This is a genomic window from Mitsuaria sp. GD03876 (genome assembly GCF_029840635.1).
Classification (GTDB): Bacteria; Pseudomonadota; Gammaproteobacteria; order Burkholderiales; family Burkholderiaceae_C; genus Roseateles.
In genome coordinates this window covers 1-17,057 of record NZ_JAOCCU010000049.1, presented here as the reverse complement: position 1 = coordinate 17,057, position 17,057 = coordinate 1, and the positions used below count along the sequence as shown (strand labels likewise).

The 17,057-nt window shown below is 73.2% G+C and carries 12 protein-coding genes; all 12 read left to right on the top strand.

What is annotated here, in order from left to right; genetic code table 11:
- The first annotated feature begins 3 nt into the window (after nucleotides 1-3).
- Genes N5D62_RS23565 through N5D62_RS23510 form a run of 12 tightly spaced genes read left to right on the top strand, consistent with a single transcriptional unit; the run spans nucleotide 4 to nucleotide 16,908 of the window.
- Nucleotides 4-657 carry a LysM peptidoglycan-binding domain-containing protein gene (locus N5D62_RS23565; RefSeq protein ID WP_279760390.1) on the top strand — a complete coding sequence of 218 codons (654 nt, stop codon included), beginning with the start codon at nucleotides 4-6 and terminating at the stop codon, nucleotides 655-657.
- Nucleotides 654-1,850, top strand: coding sequence for a hypothetical protein (locus tag N5D62_RS23560; protein WP_279760389.1), 1,197 nt, complete (start codon nucleotides 654-656; stop codon nucleotides 1,848-1,850). The genes N5D62_RS23565 and N5D62_RS23560 overlap by 4 nt, the downstream gene beginning before the upstream one ends.
- Before the next feature lie 27 nt (nucleotides 1,851-1,877).
- Complete coding sequence (locus N5D62_RS23555; protein ID WP_091724613.1) at nucleotides 1,878-2,543, top strand: phage baseplate assembly protein V; 666 nt, start codon at nucleotides 1,878-1,880, stop codon at nucleotides 2,541-2,543.
- A 15-nt stretch (nucleotides 2,544-2,558) separates the two neighbouring features.
- The gene (locus N5D62_RS23550; protein ID WP_279760388.1) at nucleotides 2,559-2,840 is read left to right on the top strand and encodes a PAAR domain-containing protein; all 282 of its coding nucleotides are present in this window, start codon (nucleotides 2,559-2,561) and stop codon (nucleotides 2,838-2,840) included.
- Between the two features lie 4 nt (nucleotides 2,841-2,844).
- Nucleotides 2,845-3,258 (top strand): GPW/gp25 family protein, encoded by a 414-nt coding sequence (locus N5D62_RS23545; protein ID WP_279760387.1) that lies wholly within the window; start codon nucleotides 2,845-2,847, stop codon nucleotides 3,256-3,258.
- Complete coding sequence (locus N5D62_RS23540; protein ID WP_279760386.1) at nucleotides 3,255-6,785, top strand: putative baseplate assembly protein; 3,531 nt, start codon at nucleotides 3,255-3,257, stop codon at nucleotides 6,783-6,785. The genes N5D62_RS23545 and N5D62_RS23540 overlap by 4 nt, the downstream gene beginning before the upstream one ends.
- Nucleotides 6,786-6,789: 4 nt before the next feature.
- Nucleotides 6,790-9,021: a baseplate J/gp47 family protein gene (locus N5D62_RS23535; RefSeq protein WP_279760385.1), complete on the top strand. Its 2,232-nt coding sequence runs from the start codon at nucleotides 6,790-6,792 to the stop codon at nucleotides 9,019-9,021.
- A gap of 1 nt (nucleotide 9,022) precedes the next feature.
- Entirely contained in the window at nucleotides 9,023-11,887 is a 2,865-nt protein-coding gene (locus tag N5D62_RS23530; RefSeq protein ID WP_279760384.1) for a hypothetical protein, read from the top strand.
- A 24-nt stretch (nucleotides 11,888-11,911) separates the two neighbouring features.
- The gene (locus N5D62_RS23525) at nucleotides 11,912-12,898 is read left to right on the top strand and encodes a hypothetical protein (RefSeq protein WP_279760383.1); all 987 of its coding nucleotides are present in this window, start codon (nucleotides 11,912-11,914) and stop codon (nucleotides 12,896-12,898) included.
- 4 nt (nucleotides 12,899-12,902) lie between these two features.
- A complete protein-coding gene (locus N5D62_RS23520) occupies nucleotides 12,903-15,143 on the top strand; it encodes a phage tail protein (RefSeq protein WP_279760382.1) in 2,241 nt (746 codons plus the stop codon).
- 20 nt (nucleotides 15,144-15,163) lie between these two features.
- Nucleotides 15,164-16,009, top strand: coding sequence for a hypothetical protein (locus N5D62_RS23515; protein ID WP_279760381.1), 846 nt, complete (start codon nucleotides 15,164-15,166; stop codon nucleotides 16,007-16,009).
- Nucleotides 16,010-16,020: 11 nt separating this feature from the next.
- Nucleotides 16,021-16,908: a hypothetical protein gene (locus tag N5D62_RS23510; protein ID WP_279760380.1), complete on the top strand. Its 888-nt coding sequence runs from the start codon at nucleotides 16,021-16,023 to the stop codon at nucleotides 16,906-16,908.
- The last annotated feature ends 149 nt before the right edge of the window (nucleotides 16,909-17,057 follow it).

Sequence of the window (17,057 nt, the reverse complement as noted above, 5' to 3'; positions counted from 1 at the left end):
GCGATGGCACTCGCCAAGGCCCGCATCACCGTCGAGCACACCGGGGCGCAGTTCGACGTCATGTTCAATCCCGAGGAGTACAGCCTCAACAAGGACAACAACTTCGCCTCGCAGGCGATCCCGGGGCTGGGCTCGCCGATCCTGCAGTTCGTGCACGGCAACCTGCGCACGCTGGAGATGGAGCTGTTCTTCGACACCACCGACACCCGCGCCGATGTGCGCGGCCAGACGCAGAAGGTGGTGGACCTGCTCAAGATCGATTCCGAGCTGCATGCGCCGCCGGTGCTGCGCGTGGCCTGGGGCTCGCTGCAGCTGCGCTGCGTGCTGACGCGGGCGAACCAGAAGTTCATCAAGTTCCTCGAGGACGGCCGGCCGACGCGGGCCCGCATCACCGTCAGCTTCAGCGAGTTCATCGACCCCGAGCGCGAGGCCAAGGAGGTCAACCGCCAGACGGCCGACTTCAGCAAGGGCTGGACGGTGCAGCGCGGCGACACGCTCCAGTCGATCGCGTGGCGCTTCTACGAGGACCCGGCGCTGTGGCGTCCGATCGCGATCGTCAACGGCATCGACGATCCGCGCGGCCTCGTGCCTGGCCAGGCGCTGCGCGTGCCGGCGCTGCCCTTCACCGATCCGGCGACGGGGGAGGTGACCTCATGAGCCGCCTCGCCCCGGAATGCACGATCCGCATCAACGGCGACACGATCCCCGCGGCGCTGCGCGCCTCGATCGTCAGCCTGAGCCACACCGACGGCATGGAGGGCGCGGACCGGGTCGAGCTGAGCATCGCCAACACCTCGCTGCAGTGGCTGGACCATCCGCTGCTGCAGGTCAACAACGAGTTCCGGCTGTCGCTCGGGTATGCGCCGGGGCCGCTGGAGGAAGTCTTCGTCGGCGAGATCACCGGCGTGGAGCCCTCGTTCCCGTCCAGCGGCATCCCGATGATCCGGCTGACCGCGCAGGACTACCTGCAGCGGCTCACCGTCGGCACCAAGGACCGCGCCTTCGCGATCAAGATCCCCACGGTGGGCAACTTCCCGCTGCCGGACTCGGCGGTGGCGGCGCTGGTGGCCGGCACCAACGCGCTGATCCCGGCGCTGGACCCGGTCGGCGGCACGCTGTCGACGCTGGTGGGCCTGGCCACCTACCTGACCTTCCCGCAGTTCGCGCAGATGGGCGTGCGGCGCCAGAGCGGCGTCAACGACTTCCAGTTCCTGAGCGAGGTGGCCAAGGAGAACGGCTGGCAGATGTACATCGACCACACGGCCGAGCCGCATGGCCGGGTGCTCAAGTTCCAGTTCCTGATCCAGGACTACGCGCCCAGCCTGACGCTGAAGTGGGGCGCCTCGCTGACCGACTTCACGCCGCGCATCACCACCGTGGGCGAGATCGAGGGCGTGGCCGCCAAGGTCTGGGTCGACAGCATCAAGATGGACTTCACCATCGCGCTGAACTGGGACTACGACCGCGCGATGTTCAAGCTCTCGATCACGCCGGGCGGTCAGCTCGGCGAGCTGCTCGCGCCGGGCAAGGTCACCACGATCAAGCCCACCAGCTACGCCACCGCGCCGTCCAAGATCCTCACCGAGCTGCTGCCCAAGCTCAACAACCGGCTGACCGGTTCCGGCAGCACCGTCGGCGATCCCCGCATCAAGGCCAGCCGCGTCGTCAACCTCGAGGGGCTGGGCGACCAGTTCGGCGGCCTGTACCGCATCACCTCGGCCACGCACACGCTGGACGGCAGCGGCTATCGCACCACGTTCCAGGCTCGCAAGGAAGTGTGGTTCGGCGCGGTGCCGCTGCCCAAGGGGCGCGGCGGGCTGGTGCGGCTGCAAGGGCAGTTCACCGTGTGAGCGGCGACAGGAGCAGGGACACCCACCATGGATGAACAACTCTTCGAGCGGCTGGACCACCTCGGCGTCGAATCGCTGAAGGAGGGCTTCGCGATCTCGCCCGGCGTCGTGACCAGCAACTTCGACGCGATGTCGGAAGGGCGGGTGCAGGTGCGCATCCCGTCGATCCCCGGCATGGAGCCCTGGTGCCGGCTGCCGTCGATGGGCGGCGGCTCGGGCCGAGGCTTCATCTGGGTGCCGCAGGTGGATGACGAGGTGCTGGTGGCCTTCGCGCAGAACGACGCGGCCGCCGCCTACGTGCTGGGCGGGCTGTGGAGCACCCGGGACCGTCCGCCGCTGACGCTGCAGAGCGACTTCCTGGTCAAGCGCCTGATCAAGACCGGCCTGGCCGGCGGCGTCGGCCACGAGGTGGAGTTCGACGACGCGCTGCAGTCGATCACGATCACGACGAGCACCCGCCAGAAGGTCACGATCGATCCGCTGCAGATCAAGCTGGAGAACACCGCCGGCACGCTGTCGATCGCGATGGACAACAAGACGCAGACGATCACCGTGCAGTCGGCGCTGAAGATCGAGCTCAAGGCGCTGCAGATCGCGCTGGAGGGCACGCAGGTCGACATCAAGGGCAGCGTCGTCAACATCCAGTCCGCCGGTCCCTGCAGCGTGCAGGGCCTGCCGATCAAGCTCAACTGACGGAGGGACGACACCATGCCTCCCGCAGCCCGCGTCGGCGACCCCACCGGCCATCCCGGCGTCATCACCGGCCCCGGCGTGGCGATGGTGCTCATCGGCGGCATGCCCGCCGCGGTGGTCGGCGACCTGCACGCCTGCTCGATGCCGCCGACCGCCGGCCCGCATCCGCCCACGCCGATCGCCAAGGGCAGCGCCACGGTGCTGATCGGCGGCCGGCCGGCCGCGCGCGTCGGCGACATGAGCGGCTGCGGCGCGCCCATCGTGATGGGCTGCCCGCTGGTCGAGATCGGAGGCTGACGCCATGGCCACCCCGCGGACCCCGTCCACCTTCCTCGGCCAGGGCTGGGCGTTCCCGGTCGGCATCGAGGCCGGCCAGACCGCCACCGCCGCCTATGACGAGGACGTGCGCCAGGCCATCCTGATCATCGTCGGCACCAACCCCGGCGAGCGCGTGATGCGGCCCGACTTCGGCGCCGGCCTGAACGCGTTCGTCTTCGAGCCGCTGAACCCGTCGACGCTGGAGGCGATCCGCCAGCGCGTGCTGGAGGCGCTGGTCGACTGGGAACCGCGCATCGACGTGACGGCGGTGACCGCCGTCGCCGATGTCGCCGACACCGGCAAGGTGCGCATCGAGATGAGCTACCGCGTGCGGGCGACCAACTCGCACGCGAACCTCGTCTACCCGTTCTACCTCGAGGAAGGATCGGCGCAGTGAACACCCCGCCCCGCGTCGAACTCGACGGCCGCGATGCGCCGGCGCTGCTGGCGCAGCTGCTCGCGCGCCGCGCCGGCTACACGCCGGAATGGCTGGCGGCGGACCGCGGCGCCGGCACCGGCCTGGCCGCGATCGCGGCCCGCTACCTGGAGGCGCTGACGCAACGCCTGGGCCAGGTGCCGGACAAGCTCAAGCTGGGTTTCCTGGACGTCGCCGGGCTCAGCCTGGTGCCGGCGCAGGAGGCGCGCGCGCCGGTCGTGTTCCGGCTCTCCGACCAGGCGGCGGGCGGCTCGGCGCCGGCCCGCACGCCGGTCGGTGCGCCGCCGCCGGCCGGCAGCAGCGAGCAGGTGCTGTTCGAGACCGAGCGCGCCGTCGGCGTCACCGCCGGCCGCCTGGTGGAGCTGGTGAGCCTGTGGCCCGGCCGCGACCAGTACATCGACCACGGCGCGGCCTACCTCGCCGGCCAGCCGGTGGAGGCCTTCGCCGCGCGGCTGCTGCGGCCGACGCCGCATGAGCTCTACCTGTCCCACCCGGTGCTGCTGGCGCTGTCGGGCCGGGTCAAGCTGTCGGTCGAGTTCGAGCTTCAGCACGACGCCACCACGCCGCTGGACATCGTCTGGGAGTACTGGGACGGCGCGACCTGGCGCGGGTTCGTCGACACCAGCACCGAATGCCGCGGCTCGGCGGCGACCGACGTCGCCGATGACGAGGAGGACGACGAGGACCTCGACGACCAGGGCGTCGACACCGTCGTCACCGATGTCGACAGCACCAACGGCCTGACGCAGAGCGGCAGCTTCCAGCTGGTGACCGACTGTGCCTCCGCCGGCAAGACGACGGTGAACGGCATCGAGGGCTACTGGCTGCGCGCGCGGCTGGACGAGTCGCTGCCGCCCGATCCGGGCCAGTCGCTGCCCGAGGTCGACACGATCCGCCTGTCCAGCACCGTCAACGGCGCGCTGCGCGGCCGCATCGCCGTCGGCCAGCCGGCGGCGCCGCAGACCCAGACGGGGCAGGGCACGCCGGGCATCCTCACGATCGCGGCGGAGTCGCCGGTGCCGTCCGCGCCCAACAGCTTGAGCGGCATCGTCCGCAACGACGCGGGCCAGCCGGTCGAGGGCGCGGTGGTGCGGCTGACCGATCCGTCGGACCCGACGCGCGCGGCCTACACCTCGCAGCCGACCGGCAAGACCGGCGCCTACCTGATCGCCAACGTCAACTTCACGCGCGACTACCTGTTCAGCGTCGCCTTCGCCGGCATCGTCTTCACCGCGCCCGAGGCCGCGCGGCACGCGCATCCCGCGCCGTCGGCCACGCGGAGCGTCGTGGACCTGACGCTGTCGGTCACCGGCCTGGCGCCGGACAAGGCCTTCGCCGATGGCGCGGCGCTCGACGTCAGCAAGCCCTTCTATCCGCTGGGCCAGCAGCCGCAGCCGGGTTCGGCCTTCTACTTCACCAGCGAGGAGGCCTTCGGCAAGCCGCTGGCGAAGGTGCGGCTGTTCGTCGGTCGCAGCCTGTCGCCGCAGGACCAGGGCGCGATCGCCGGCTCCGCCGCGCTGGCGCACCAGCTCGACTGGGAGTACTGGAACGGCCGGCTGTGGGCGCCGCTGCCGGTGAGCTCGAGCCTGGCCGGCTCGCAGCGCGACCTCGACCGCACCGAGGTCATCGACTTCACCGTGCCCATCGACATGGCGCCGGTCAGCGTCAACCAGCAGGAGGCGCGCTGGGTGCGCGTGCGCCTGCAAAGCGGCTCCTACGGCTTCAGCCGCACCGTCGGCTTCAACGCCGACGCGGCGGGCGGCGCGGTCAACACCTTCACCTACGTCGTCGCGCAGCCGCCGGTGCTGGGCGCGTTCTCGATCGGCTACACCTGGCAGTACGGGCCCTTCCACGCGGAACGCGTGCTGGCCCGCAACGACTTCCGCTTCGTCGACCGCACCGCCGAGGCGATGTGGCCCGGCACGACCTTCGCGCCGTTCGAGCGGGTCGGCGACCTGACGCCGGCGCTCTACCTGGGCTTCGACAAGGCGCCGCCGGTCGACCAGCTCGGGCTGTTCGTCGACGTCGTCGAGGCGCCGGACACGCCGGTCGGCCCCGCGCTGGTCTGGGAGTACTGGAACGGCGACGCCTGGACGCGCACGCCGGCCGACGACGAGACCGGCGCGCTGCGCCGGCCGGGCATCGTCAACGTGCTGGCGCAGGCGGACGACGCCGAGCTGGCGCGTTTCGGCACGCCGCGCCACTGGCTGCGCGCGCGGCTGAAGGAGGACGGCCCGCCGGGCGAGCCGGTCTTCGCCGGCCTGCATGTCAACGCGGTGTGGGCGAGCGAGCGCCACACGCTCCACGACCTGCCGCTGGGCACCAGCAACGGCACGCCGGACCAGGTGTTCCTGCTGACGCAGACGCCGGTGCTGGCCGGCGAGCGCCTCGAGGTACGCGAGCTCGGCGGCGCGCGCGCCAATGTCGAGTGGCGGATCCTGGCGATGGAGCTCTGGCAGGGCGACAGCGCCGTGCTGGGCCGGCTGGAGCGGCTGCTGGCGGTCGAGTCGACGGAGCCCGGCGTGTCGCTCGGCCCGCTGCGGCTGACCCGCAACCGGCACAAGCAGGTGACCGAGGCCTGGGTGCTCTGGGAGCGGCGCGAGCAGCTGTTCTTCTCCTCGCCGACGGACCGGCATTACGCGCTGGACGGCGCCAGCGGGCGGGTGCGCTTCGGCGACGGCGTGTCGGGCCGCGTGCCGCCGGCTGGCGCGGTGATCCTGGCGCGGCAGATGAGCGTCGGCGGCGGGTCGCGCGGCAACGTGCCGGCGCGCGCGATCGCGCAATTGCTGGGCGTCGTGCCCGGCATCGAGGCGGTCTTCAACCCGCGCGCGGCCGAGGGCGGCGCGGACGGGGAAGCGCCGTCGGCGGTGCTGGACCGCGGACCGCGCACGGTGCGCCATCGCGGCCGCGCGCTGACGCCGTCGGACTACGAGACGCTGGCGGTCGAGGCCTCGCCGGCGGTCAAGATGGTGCGCGCCATCGCCGGCCGCAGCCCCGGCGGACAGACGCTGCCGGGCTGGGTGACGGTGCTGATCGTGCCGGGCAGCCTGGACGCGCGGCCGCAACCGTCCTTCGGCCTGCGCGAACAGGTGCGCCGCCACATCGAGGCGCGCGCGCCCGCCGATCTCGCCGCGCTGCATCGCATCCACGTCACCGGCCCGACCTACCTGCCGGTCGGCGTGTCGGCCCGCATCGTGCCGCTCGATCCAAGCCAGGCCGGCGTGGTCGAGCGCGCGGTGCGCGAGACGCTCGAGCGCTTCCTGCATCCGGTGGTCGGCGGCCCAGGCGGCACCGGCTGGGCGCTGGGGCGCGACGTGTACGTCTCGGATGTGGCCGCCGAGCTCGAACGCACGCCGGGCGTCGACTACATCGAGGCGCTCGACCTCGTCCTGGACGGCGTGCCGCAGGGCGAGTCGGTGCGCGTGCCCGACGACGCGGTGGTGGCGGCCGGGACCCTGGTCCTGCGCCTGGACGAATCGGAAGCGTGACGCCATGAGCATCCCCCTGCCTCAACTCGACGATCGCCGCTGGTCGGACTTGGTCGAACAGGGCCGGGCGCTGATCCCGCTGGTCGCGCCGGAGTGGACCGACCACAACGCGTCGGACCCCGGCATCACGCTGATGGAGCTGCTGGCGTCGGTGGCCGAGACGGACCTCTACCGCCTCAACCGCTTCACCGACGCGCAGAAGCGGCGCCTGCTGGCGCTGATGGACATCCGGTGCGCGCCGCCGCGGCCGGCGACGCTGGTGAGCGAGCTGCGCATCGCCGCGGGCCCGTCGCCGGTGGCCTCGCCGGTCGTGCTGCCCGCCGGCACCGAGTTCGACGGGATGCGGCTGGACGCCACGGCGGCGCCGTTGCGCACGATCGCGCCGGTCGAGGTCGTCGACGCGGTGCTGCGCGCCGTGCAGCGCCAGGACGCGGCCGGCTTCCAGAACCTGACGGCGGCCTGGTCGCGGCAGGAGCCGTTCGCCGCCTTCGGCGACGACCCGGCGGTCGGCGCGGAATGCCAGATCGGCTTCGACCGCGCGTTGCCGGCGGGGCGCTGGTCCCAGGTGTTCGTCTGCATCGAGGGCGATCAGGCGCGGTTGAGCGAGCGGGCTCGGCTCGTCGCGGAGATGTCGTCTGCGACAGATCCGTCTGCGGGAGATCCGTCTGCGGCAGATGCGGCCGCGGCGGATGCGGCTATGACCGCGGTGCTGCCGAGCGCCGTGCCGCTCAGGCATCACGGCGCGCGCCTGGCGTGGGAGTACTTCGCCGACGACGGCGCCGCCGGCCGCTGGCTGCCGCTGGAGGTCGATGACGACACGCGCGCGTTCAGCCTCAGCGGCGCGCTGCGGCTGCGGCCGGGCGCGGCGATGAAGGCGTCCGTGCTGGGCCGCGTCGCGCAGCCGCAGTGCTGGGTGCGGGCCCGGCTGGTCGACGGCGCCTTCGATGCCGCGCCGCGCCTGCAGCGGCTGCTGCTCAATGGCGTCCAGCTGGTGCAATCGACGCCGGTCTGGACCTCCTGGCCGATCGCGCCCGGCACCGTCGCGACCGGCGGTCCGATCACGGCCGGGCAGGGCTCCGCGCTGCGCCTGACGCTGCAGCAGGGGCGGGTCGTCGTGTTGTCGGTGGACGCCTCGGGCGAGGCGCCGGTCTTCACCGTGCTCGCCTACACCGCGGCGACCGCGACCGACCCCGGCCTGCTGGCCGTCGACGGCACGCTCGCCGGCACGGGCAGCGGCGAACCGTCCCAGCGCCTGACGCTCGCGCAGCGGCCGGTGGTCGAGGCGTCGCTGCGGCTCTTCACCATCGAGGACGGTCATCCGCGCGCCTGGACCCGGATGGACGACTTCAGCGCCTCCTCACGCTCGGACGCCCACTTCACGCTCGATCCGACCAGCGGCGAGGTCGTCGGCGGCGACGGCGAGCGGGGTCGCGTCCTGCCGCGCGGCTGCCAGGTCTTCGCGTTCCATGCGTGGACGCGGCCTGCGCCGGCGGTCGCGCGCATCGACGGACTGGCCGACAGCCCGCGCAACCGCGCCTTCCTGCCGGATGTCGGCGCGATCGGACAGATCGCCGCCGGCGTGCCGGTCGTGCTGGAGGACGCCGCGCCGGCCGAGACGCTGGCGCATGCGCTGGGCCGCGCGATCGAGCAACGCGAGGCCCGCCTCCGCGCGGTGACCCGCGAGGACTTCGAGGCGCTCGCGCTCGCCACGCCCGGCCTGCGCGTGGCCCGCGCCATCGCGCTGCCCAACTTCTGTCCCGGCCTGGCCTGCGTGAACGCCCCCGGCATGGTCACCGTGATCGTGCTGCCGTTCCTGCCGCGCGGCCGGCCGTTCCCGAGCCGCGGTTTCCTCGACCGGGTCGCCGCGCGGCTGGAGACGCGCCGCGTCCTCGGCACGCGGGTGGCGGTGGCCGGACCGGGCTACCTGGAGGTGGCGGTCCGCGCCCGCGTCCAGGCGCTGGACGGCATCGACCGCCAGCGGCTGGCCGCCGAGGTGTCGGCGGCGCTGGACGCCTTCTTCGACCCGGTGAGCGGCGGCCCCGACGCCGCCGGCTGGCCGCTGGGCCGCGACGTCTACCGCGCCGAGGTGATGCAGGTGATCGACCAGACGCCGGGCGTGGACCACGTGATCGCGCTCGAGCTCGTCGCCGAGGGCTGCGCGCCGAACTGCGGCAATGTGTGCCTGCGTCCGGACTGGCTGGTCGCCGCCGGCCGCCACAACATCGAGGTGGCCTGACATGTCGACGCCGTACCGCCGGGATCTCGAACGGCTGCAGTACTGGCAGGGCCAGACGCTGCGCAGCCGCGACGCGCGCGACCAGCAGCGCTTCGAGGCGCTGCGCCGCCAGCTGCACAACCGCGCGCTGCATGAGACGGGCGGGATCGCCTTTGGCCTCATCGCGCGAACGGTGACCGACCTGGGCACCGATCTGGGCACCGCTCCGGTGACCGGTGGAGCGGCCGCCGACGGGACCGGCCAGCCGACCGGCATCGAGGTCGCCTGCGGGCTGGCCTACGACCGCCGCGGCCGCGAGCTGATCCTGCAGCGCGGGCGCCGCGTGCCGCTGCCCACCGAGGCCGCCTGGCTGGTGCTGCGCCTGCGCGCCACGCGCCGCGGCGGCGGGAACGGAAGCGGGACGTGCTGCGTGCCCGACGAGCCCGGCTGCGTCCTGGACGACGCGCGCCTGCTCGAGAGCGACGTGGAACTGGTCTGGGTGCCGATCGCGGCGAACGAGGCGCCGGACGGTGCGGTGCTGGCCCGCTACGACGGCGGTCTGAAGGCCGACTTCCGCCCGCCCCGGGTCCGGCCGCTGGCCCGGCCGCGGCTGGCGCGCGGCGAGACGGTCGAGGGCGGCACGCCCTGGGAACCGTGGATCGTCGAGTCCCCCGACGGCCGCGGCGGCATCGTCAGCAAGGTGGTCGGCGTGCAGACGCGGGTCGACACCTCCGCCAGCGGCTTCACCGAGGTGCCGCGCTACGTGGCCAACGTGCAGGCGCGCAGCTGGAACCTGGCCAAGGCCGAGTTCGCGCCGGCCTTTTTCCCCGAGGTGGCCGATCCGGCCGTCGACGGCTTCACCTTCCGGCTGCTGATGGCCGAGATCGGGCGCCGCCGCGTGGCCGCCTGGTACGGCCAGGCGCGGGTCTCGGCGATCCGGCGGGGCGCCGGTGACCAGCTCTCGATCGACCTCGACGACGCCGCCGTCTTCAAGCCGAACGACGTCATCGCGCTGCTGCGGCCCCGGGCCCGCACGGCCGTGTCGCTGACCGCGTCCGAGGGATCGACGGTGACGCTCGCCGCGCCGCTGGACGGCGTGCGCGTCGACGACAGCGTGCTGGCGCTGGGCAACCTGCCGCGCCTGGCCGACGTGGTGACGGTGCCCGACGACAGCGCGGCGATGCTGGCCGACTACACCGCCGCGCCGGCGATCAAGAAGGGCGACGTGCTGCACCGGGACTCGGACGGCGCGGTCGCGCTGATCGACGGCGTGAGCGCCGGCCGGATGACCGTGGAGCAGCCGCCGCCGGTCTGGAAGGAAAGCGACGAGCTGCACGTGGCGCGGATGAGCGACGCCATCGACATCAAGCGCGCGACGCTGTCGGCCGACGGCAAGTCGCTGCAGCTGGAGCTGAAGTCGGCGCCGCAGGGCTTGGACAAGGGCGCGCGGGCGGTGCTGCTCGACGCGGACCGGCAGCCGCTGGCCACGGCGCCCGAGGTGACGGTGAGCGACGGCGCGAAGCTCGAGCTGCAACCGCCGCCGACGGCGGCCGAGGTGGCCACGCTGACGCGCGCGGTGCCGCTGTCCGGCGGCCTGACGATCCAGCGCCTGGTCCCGAAGGCCAGCAGCGAGGTGGGCGTCAGCGACATCGCGCCGTTCGCCGTCGGCGACGTCGTGGCGCCGATGCGGGACCTGTCCCTGGTCGCCGTCGTCGACAAGATCGTGAAGAAGCGCAAGGCGCTGGTGCTCAGCGCCGGGCTGGGACTGTCGGTGGGCGATCGGCTGGTGGCGGCGGACTGGTGCTGCGCCACGACGATCGACGCCTTCGAGCCCAAGCGCCCGAACGAGGTCCGCGTCGGACGCGCGAGCGCCGCGCGGGTGAAGGACGTGCTGCGGCTGCGCGTGGCCGACGGCGCCGAGTCGCCGCCGCCGGCATCGGTGGCCGCGGTGACGGGCACGCTGCTGGGCCTGGGGTCGCCGCTGGCGGAGACGGCCCGCCGGCTGGACCTGCTGGCCGTCGGCCGCTTCGGCCGCGTCGCGACGGTGGTGGCGCAACAGACCGACGAGACGCGGATCACGCTGGCCGAGTCCGCCGCCTTCGCCGTCGGCGACTGCGTGATGGCGTGGCCGCTCACCGGCGGCGTGGCGCTGGAGACCGCGGTGGTGCAGGTGGCGGCGATCGTCGGGGTCGACCTGGTGCTGTCCGGGTCGCCGGGGGCGCTGCGCACCGGGGACCGCCTCGCGACGGTGCACTGGCGCGACAGCGCGCGCATCACCCGCGTCGACGCCGATCCCCGGGAGCTCGATGTCGAAGGCGACCTCGTCTTCGGCCCGAACGACGTCGCGGGCCTGCTGGTCCACCACGCCGATGTCTCCAACGGTGCCCAGGTGCAGCAGATCGTGGGCAACACCGTCACGGTGCGGCCCACGCTGGCGCAGGGCGACGGCATCGTGGACCAGGGCTGGATCGACGGCGGGCTGGTCGGGCCGGCGGCGCTGACCTGGGACCCGGCGCGGCCCATGGATTTCCCGGCCACCTGGCAACCGCTGGTGCGGATGGACTCGGCCGGCGGACTGGACGGCCGCGCGATCGCGACCCTCTACGGGCTGGACCTGAATACCGGCGTCTACCAGTCGCGCGCGGCCTGGCAGTATCCGATCGACGCCGAGCTGCACCTGTACGCGGTCACGCCGCCGACGACGCCGGCCTACCGCTTCCGGCCGGAGACGCTGTCGCTGATCACCAGCTTCAACAGCGACTTCCCGGCGGCCTTCGTGACCTTCGCGCAGAAGAAGCGGCTGGTGGTGCGCTGGTTCGGCTGCCAGCAGGAATTCCGGCCGGTGGCCGACTGCCCCGGGCAGACCCCCGGCGATCCCTGCGCCTGACCCCTGAGGAAGGAACCGGACATCATGGCCCTCATCGGTGACACCCGTTTCGCGGAGCGCAGCAGCTTCTTCAACGGCCAGCGCCTGTTCGCGTCGGACCTGCAGGAGCTGGACGACTTCAACCGCCAGATGCGCTGGCTGCACAACCAGAGCCTGCACCAGCCCGGCATCGGCGCCGGGTTCGCGACCACCGGCGCCAAGGGCGCGCGCGAGGTCTCGATCCAGCCCGGCTACGCGATCGACGCCCGTGGCCGCGAGATCGTGCTGGCCGACGCGGTGGTGCAGCCGGTGCCGCCGGTGGCCGGCGACGACTTCGGCGCGCCGGTGTTCTTCGACCTGACGGTGTCCTATCCCACCGAGGCGCTGGAGGTGGCCGAGACGCGCGACGGCGTGTGCGGCGCCACCGGCGGCGCCATCCGGCTGCGGGAGACGCCGGTGTTCTGCTGGGTGCGGCTCGGCCCGGCGCCGGACTACCTGCCCACCGACGCGAAGCTGCGCGACGCGGTCGTCAACGGCACGCAGCTGCGGCTGGCGCGGGCGCAGGTGCTCAACTGCCGGTTGGAGCAGCCGCTGTCGCTGGCGCAGCGGCGCAACGCGCGGCCGGCCGCGCAGCCCTACGTGGCCAGCGGCCTGGTCGCCAAGCCGGCCTGGACGATGCCGGCGGCCGGCGCGGGCGCCTCGGGCTTCGGGTTGCAGCTGGAGGCGGTGGTCGACACCACCTCGGCCGGTTTCCGGACCATGCCCTGCTACTCGGCGCAGGTGCTGGGCCGGCGCGATTTCAGCTTCGACGTCGGCGATCGCGACGTGGTGCGCCTGGTCGACGGTTTCGTGATGCTGCTGGCGGCGGACAAGGCCAGCTTCAAGTTCTCGATGCTGGTGCCGGACTCGCTGCTGGCCAGCTTGCCGCCCGGCGCGGACGATCCCGATCCGCAGAGCGAGGACTTCCGCAAGCAGCTGCTCAAGCAGGTGCGCGACGAATGGCGCATCGAGTGGATCGGGGTGGAGGGCTGAAGCCATGGGCGCACCGGACCTCCGACCCTTCCGCCACCTCAACGAGGACGGCCTCTGGCCGCGCTTCCATTGGCACGGCCTCGCGCGGGGCGACGATGGCGCGCTGCGGCTGGCGGCGCTGCCGGCGTTCGAGGGCGAGCTGCCCGCGGCGCTGGAGACGCTCGCCGCCGCGCAACCGCAGGGCGGCCTGGCCGTCGATGCCGGCGGGACCGTGTTCTTCACCGATCCCGCGCAGGGCGTGGTGTCGTGGATCGAGGGCTGCTTCGGCGCCGTCGGGCCGGTGCCGTGCCTGGGCGGACCGGCCGGCGATGCGACGGGCTTCGACGCGCCCGCGGGGCTGGCGATCGCGCCGGCGCGCGGCGCGCTGTACGTCGCCGACGCCGGCAACCACCGGGTGCAGGTCTTCGACCTCGCCAGCATGGCGCTGGTGGAGGTGCTGGAAGGCTTCCAGCAGCCGGTGTCGCTGGCGCTGGACGAGGCCGGGCAGCTCTACGTCGCGGACCTGGCTGCCGGGCGGGTGGAGTGCATCACGACCTGGGGCGACCCGTCGCCAGCTTTCGGCGACGCGGTGCGGGCCAGCGGGCAGGCGGACCATCCGTGCGCGCTGGCGTGGTCGGACGGGCGGCTGTGGGTGCTGGACGCTCAGTCGCATCAGGTCACCGCGTTCACGCCGCAGGGCGCGCCGATCGAGAGCGTCGCCACCGGCATCGAAAGCGCCATCGCGCTGGCCGTGTCCGGCGATTCGCTGTTCATCGGCGATCCGGGCCGGCGGCGGATCGCGGTCTGGTCGCGAGCCCAGGACGGATCCTTCTTCCACGCCGGCGATGCCGCGGGGTATGAAGGGCCGGTCGCCGCGCTCGCGATCGACGGTCGCGGCAGTGGCAGTGGCAGTGGCAGTGGCAGTGGCAGTGGCAGCGGAAGCGGTGGCGGCAGCAGCAGCAGCAGCAGCGGAAGCGGTGGCGGCGGAAGCGGTGGCGGCGGCGGCGCGTTGTGGGTCTCGCCCGGTGGCGGCCTCGCGCCGCTTCAGCTTGCGCCGCAAGGCAGTCATGTGCCCGAAGGCTGGCTGTGGAGCGACGCGATCACCGTCGACACGCTCGATCACGTCTGGAACCGCCTGCACGCCAGCATCGACCTGCCCGCGGGCAGCCATGTGACCTTCCACGTCGCGACGGGACCGCTGGCCACCCCGGTGCCGCCGCCGACGGCGGACGGGACCTTCGCCGCGCCGTGGCGCGCGGTCGGCGCCGACGTGACGGACTTCTTCATCGACCTGGACGACACCGGGCCGCAGCGGGCGCTGTGGATCGGCGCGCGCTTCGCCAACGACCTGCACGGCACGCCGGTGCTGCGCCAGGCGCGCGTGGACTTCGACCAGGCCAGCTACCTGCCGGACCTGCCGGCGATCTACCGCGAGCGTCCGCCGTCGCTGTACGCGGACCGGCCGCAGGACAACTTCCTGCTGCGTTACCTCAGCCTGTTCGAGAGCTTCTTCCGCGAGATCGAGGCGACGACCGGCGAGTTGCCGGCGCTGCTGGATCCGGCCGGCGCGCCGGACGAGGCGCTGGACTGGCTGGCCGGGTTCCTGGCCGTGCCGCTGTCGCAGACCCAGGACGAGGCCACGCGCCGCGCGTCGATCGCCGGCGCCTGGGCGCGCCATGCGCGGCGCGGTACCGCGGCCGGGCTGGGCGAGGCGCTGCGCGACGAGGCCGGCGTGCGTGCGGTGATCGAGGAACCGCTGCAGGCGCTGGGCTGGTGGGCGCTGCCGGCGCCGTCGAGCTCGTGCAAGCCGGGGCAGGCTGGGACCTGGGCCGACGGCGGGGACTCGGTGCTCGGTTTCAACACGGTGCTGCCGGCGTCGGAACCGCAAGGCGCGGTGCTGGGCAGCACCGCGACGCTGGACCGGTCGCGGCTGATCGCGTCCGACGCCTTCGGCACGCCGCTGTTCGAGGAAGCGGCCTACCGCTTCCTGGTGCGGCTCTATCCGCGCGACCTGCACTGCGCGGACACGCTGGCGCGGGTGCGGGAGATCGTCGAGCGCGAGAAGCCGGCGCACACGCTGTGGCAGCTGTGCGCGATCGCGCCGGGGCTGCGGGTGGGATACCAGGCGAGCCTGGGCGTGGACACGCTGCTGGGCGGCGGTCCGCCCGAGCCGGGACCGCTGGGCGAGGGCGCGCTGGTGCTGGGCGGGGAGCCGCGCGCGCGCCTGGGCGTGGACAGCCGCGTGGGTGCGCGGGCGCAACTTTGATGGCCATCAGGAGAAGGCACATGCGAGACGAATCGGTCGAATGCGAGGCGCTGCGAAGCTTTTCGCGTCCGCGCTACTTCCACGGTCAATTGCTCGACGTTCGTCATTTCGAATCCGAGCAGGCCTATTTCAAGCGCAAGCAGTGGATGCTCAACCGCCTGGTCGCCGGCTTCGGCGTGGTGTGCGGGCTGGACGTGCAGCTGGGCGAGGACGACCACAGCGTGGTCGTGATGGCCGGGCTGGCGCTGGACAAGCAGGGGCGCGAGATCGTCGTGCCGTCGCGGTCCAAGCCGCTGGCGGTGCCGTCGCGCGCCGCGCCGCCGGCCGAGTCCGAGTCGGACCACGTGCCGGCCGGCGCCGCGGCCAACGCCGCCGCGGCCGCGCGGGGCCCGCGCAACGGCGGCCGTAACGGCGGCCGTGATGGCGAGGGCCACTGCGACGACGACTGGATGCACCTGGTGGTCTGCTACGAGGAGTGCCGGACGGATCCCGAGCCGGTGATGGCCGGCGGCTGCGACACCGCCACGCGCTGCGCGCCGGGGGCGATCCGGGAGGGCTACTCGCTGGCCTTGCGGCCCGGCAAAGCGCCGCACATCCCGGTGGACGCCGACATCCCGGGCCTGATCAAGGGCAACAGCGTGAACTACCAGGCGCTGGCGGAATGGGTCAGCCGGCCCTGCGATTGCGACACCGGCGCGGGCTGCATCACGCTGGCCAACCTGCATCTGCCCGCGGCGGGGCAGACGCTGGAGCTGTCGGACATCGACATCGCGGTCCGGCCGATCGTCTACGGCGCCGACGTGCTGTGGGAACTGGTGCTGGCGCTCAGCCATGAGTCGCAGGCCCGGCGCGGCGGCAAGTACTGAAAGGAACGACCATGGCTTCAATGACGACAGGCTCGGGCGACTGCGGCTGCGGCGGGGGTTGCGGAGGCGGCTGCGGCGGCACGGCGGCCAGCGGATCAGGCACCGGCGCGCGCGGCGGGATCGAGCGGCCGCGTTTCTTCCCGCGGCAGCTCATCACGCCCGACGACCTCACGCTGGGGCAGGACTACTTCCGCGACCGGCTGCGGCGCATGAACCGCTACCTGCACGGCTGGGGCGTGGTGTGCGGCGCCCGCGTCGAGGCCAGCACGCAGGCCTGGCGCGTGGTGGTGCATCCGGGCTACCTGCTCGGGCCGCAGGGCGACGAGATCGTGATCGAGCGCGACGTGTGCTTCGACCTCCGCACCCGTTGCGTGTCGGCCGTCAGCGGCGATGCCTGCGACGACATCGCGATCGATCCGCTTTGCCCCGACCGCACCGTGTCCACGCGCGATCCCGGCGCGGCGCTGTTCGTCGCGGTGCGTTACCGGCAGGTGGCCGCGCGGCCGGTGCGGGTGCAGCCGGTGGGTTGCGGCTGCGACGACACGGGCTGCGAGTTCTCGCGTTGGCAGGACGGGTACGAGTTGTGCGTGCTCGATGCCTGCCCGGAGTCGCACGCGTCGCCGCCGTCGATGGCGCAGTTCATGGAGCCGGGCGCGATCCCGGATTGCCCGCCGTGCCCGACCGATCCGTGGGTCGTGCTGGCCAAGGTCACGGTGGACGAGCAGGGCAAGGTGAGCGCGCCGGACAACTGCGCCTGCCGGCGGCAGCTGCGGACGACCGGGCCGTATTGGTGGAACTGCAACGAGGGCACGCGGTCTGACACCAAGCCCGGGTCGACGGCCGAACCGGCGCCAGGCCGGGCCGACCCCGCGCCGGTCAAGCCAGCGCCAGTCAAGTAGCCGTCGCGGCGCGCCGGAGGAGCGATGGGTCGCACGAACCACAGGGCCTCCCCGGACGCCGCCGCGCGACGCGGCGCGACCGCGGCGGGATCGGCGCGCGATCGGTCCGCCGGCGCGGTCCTGCCGGTCGGGCCGTCCGGCGATGCGAT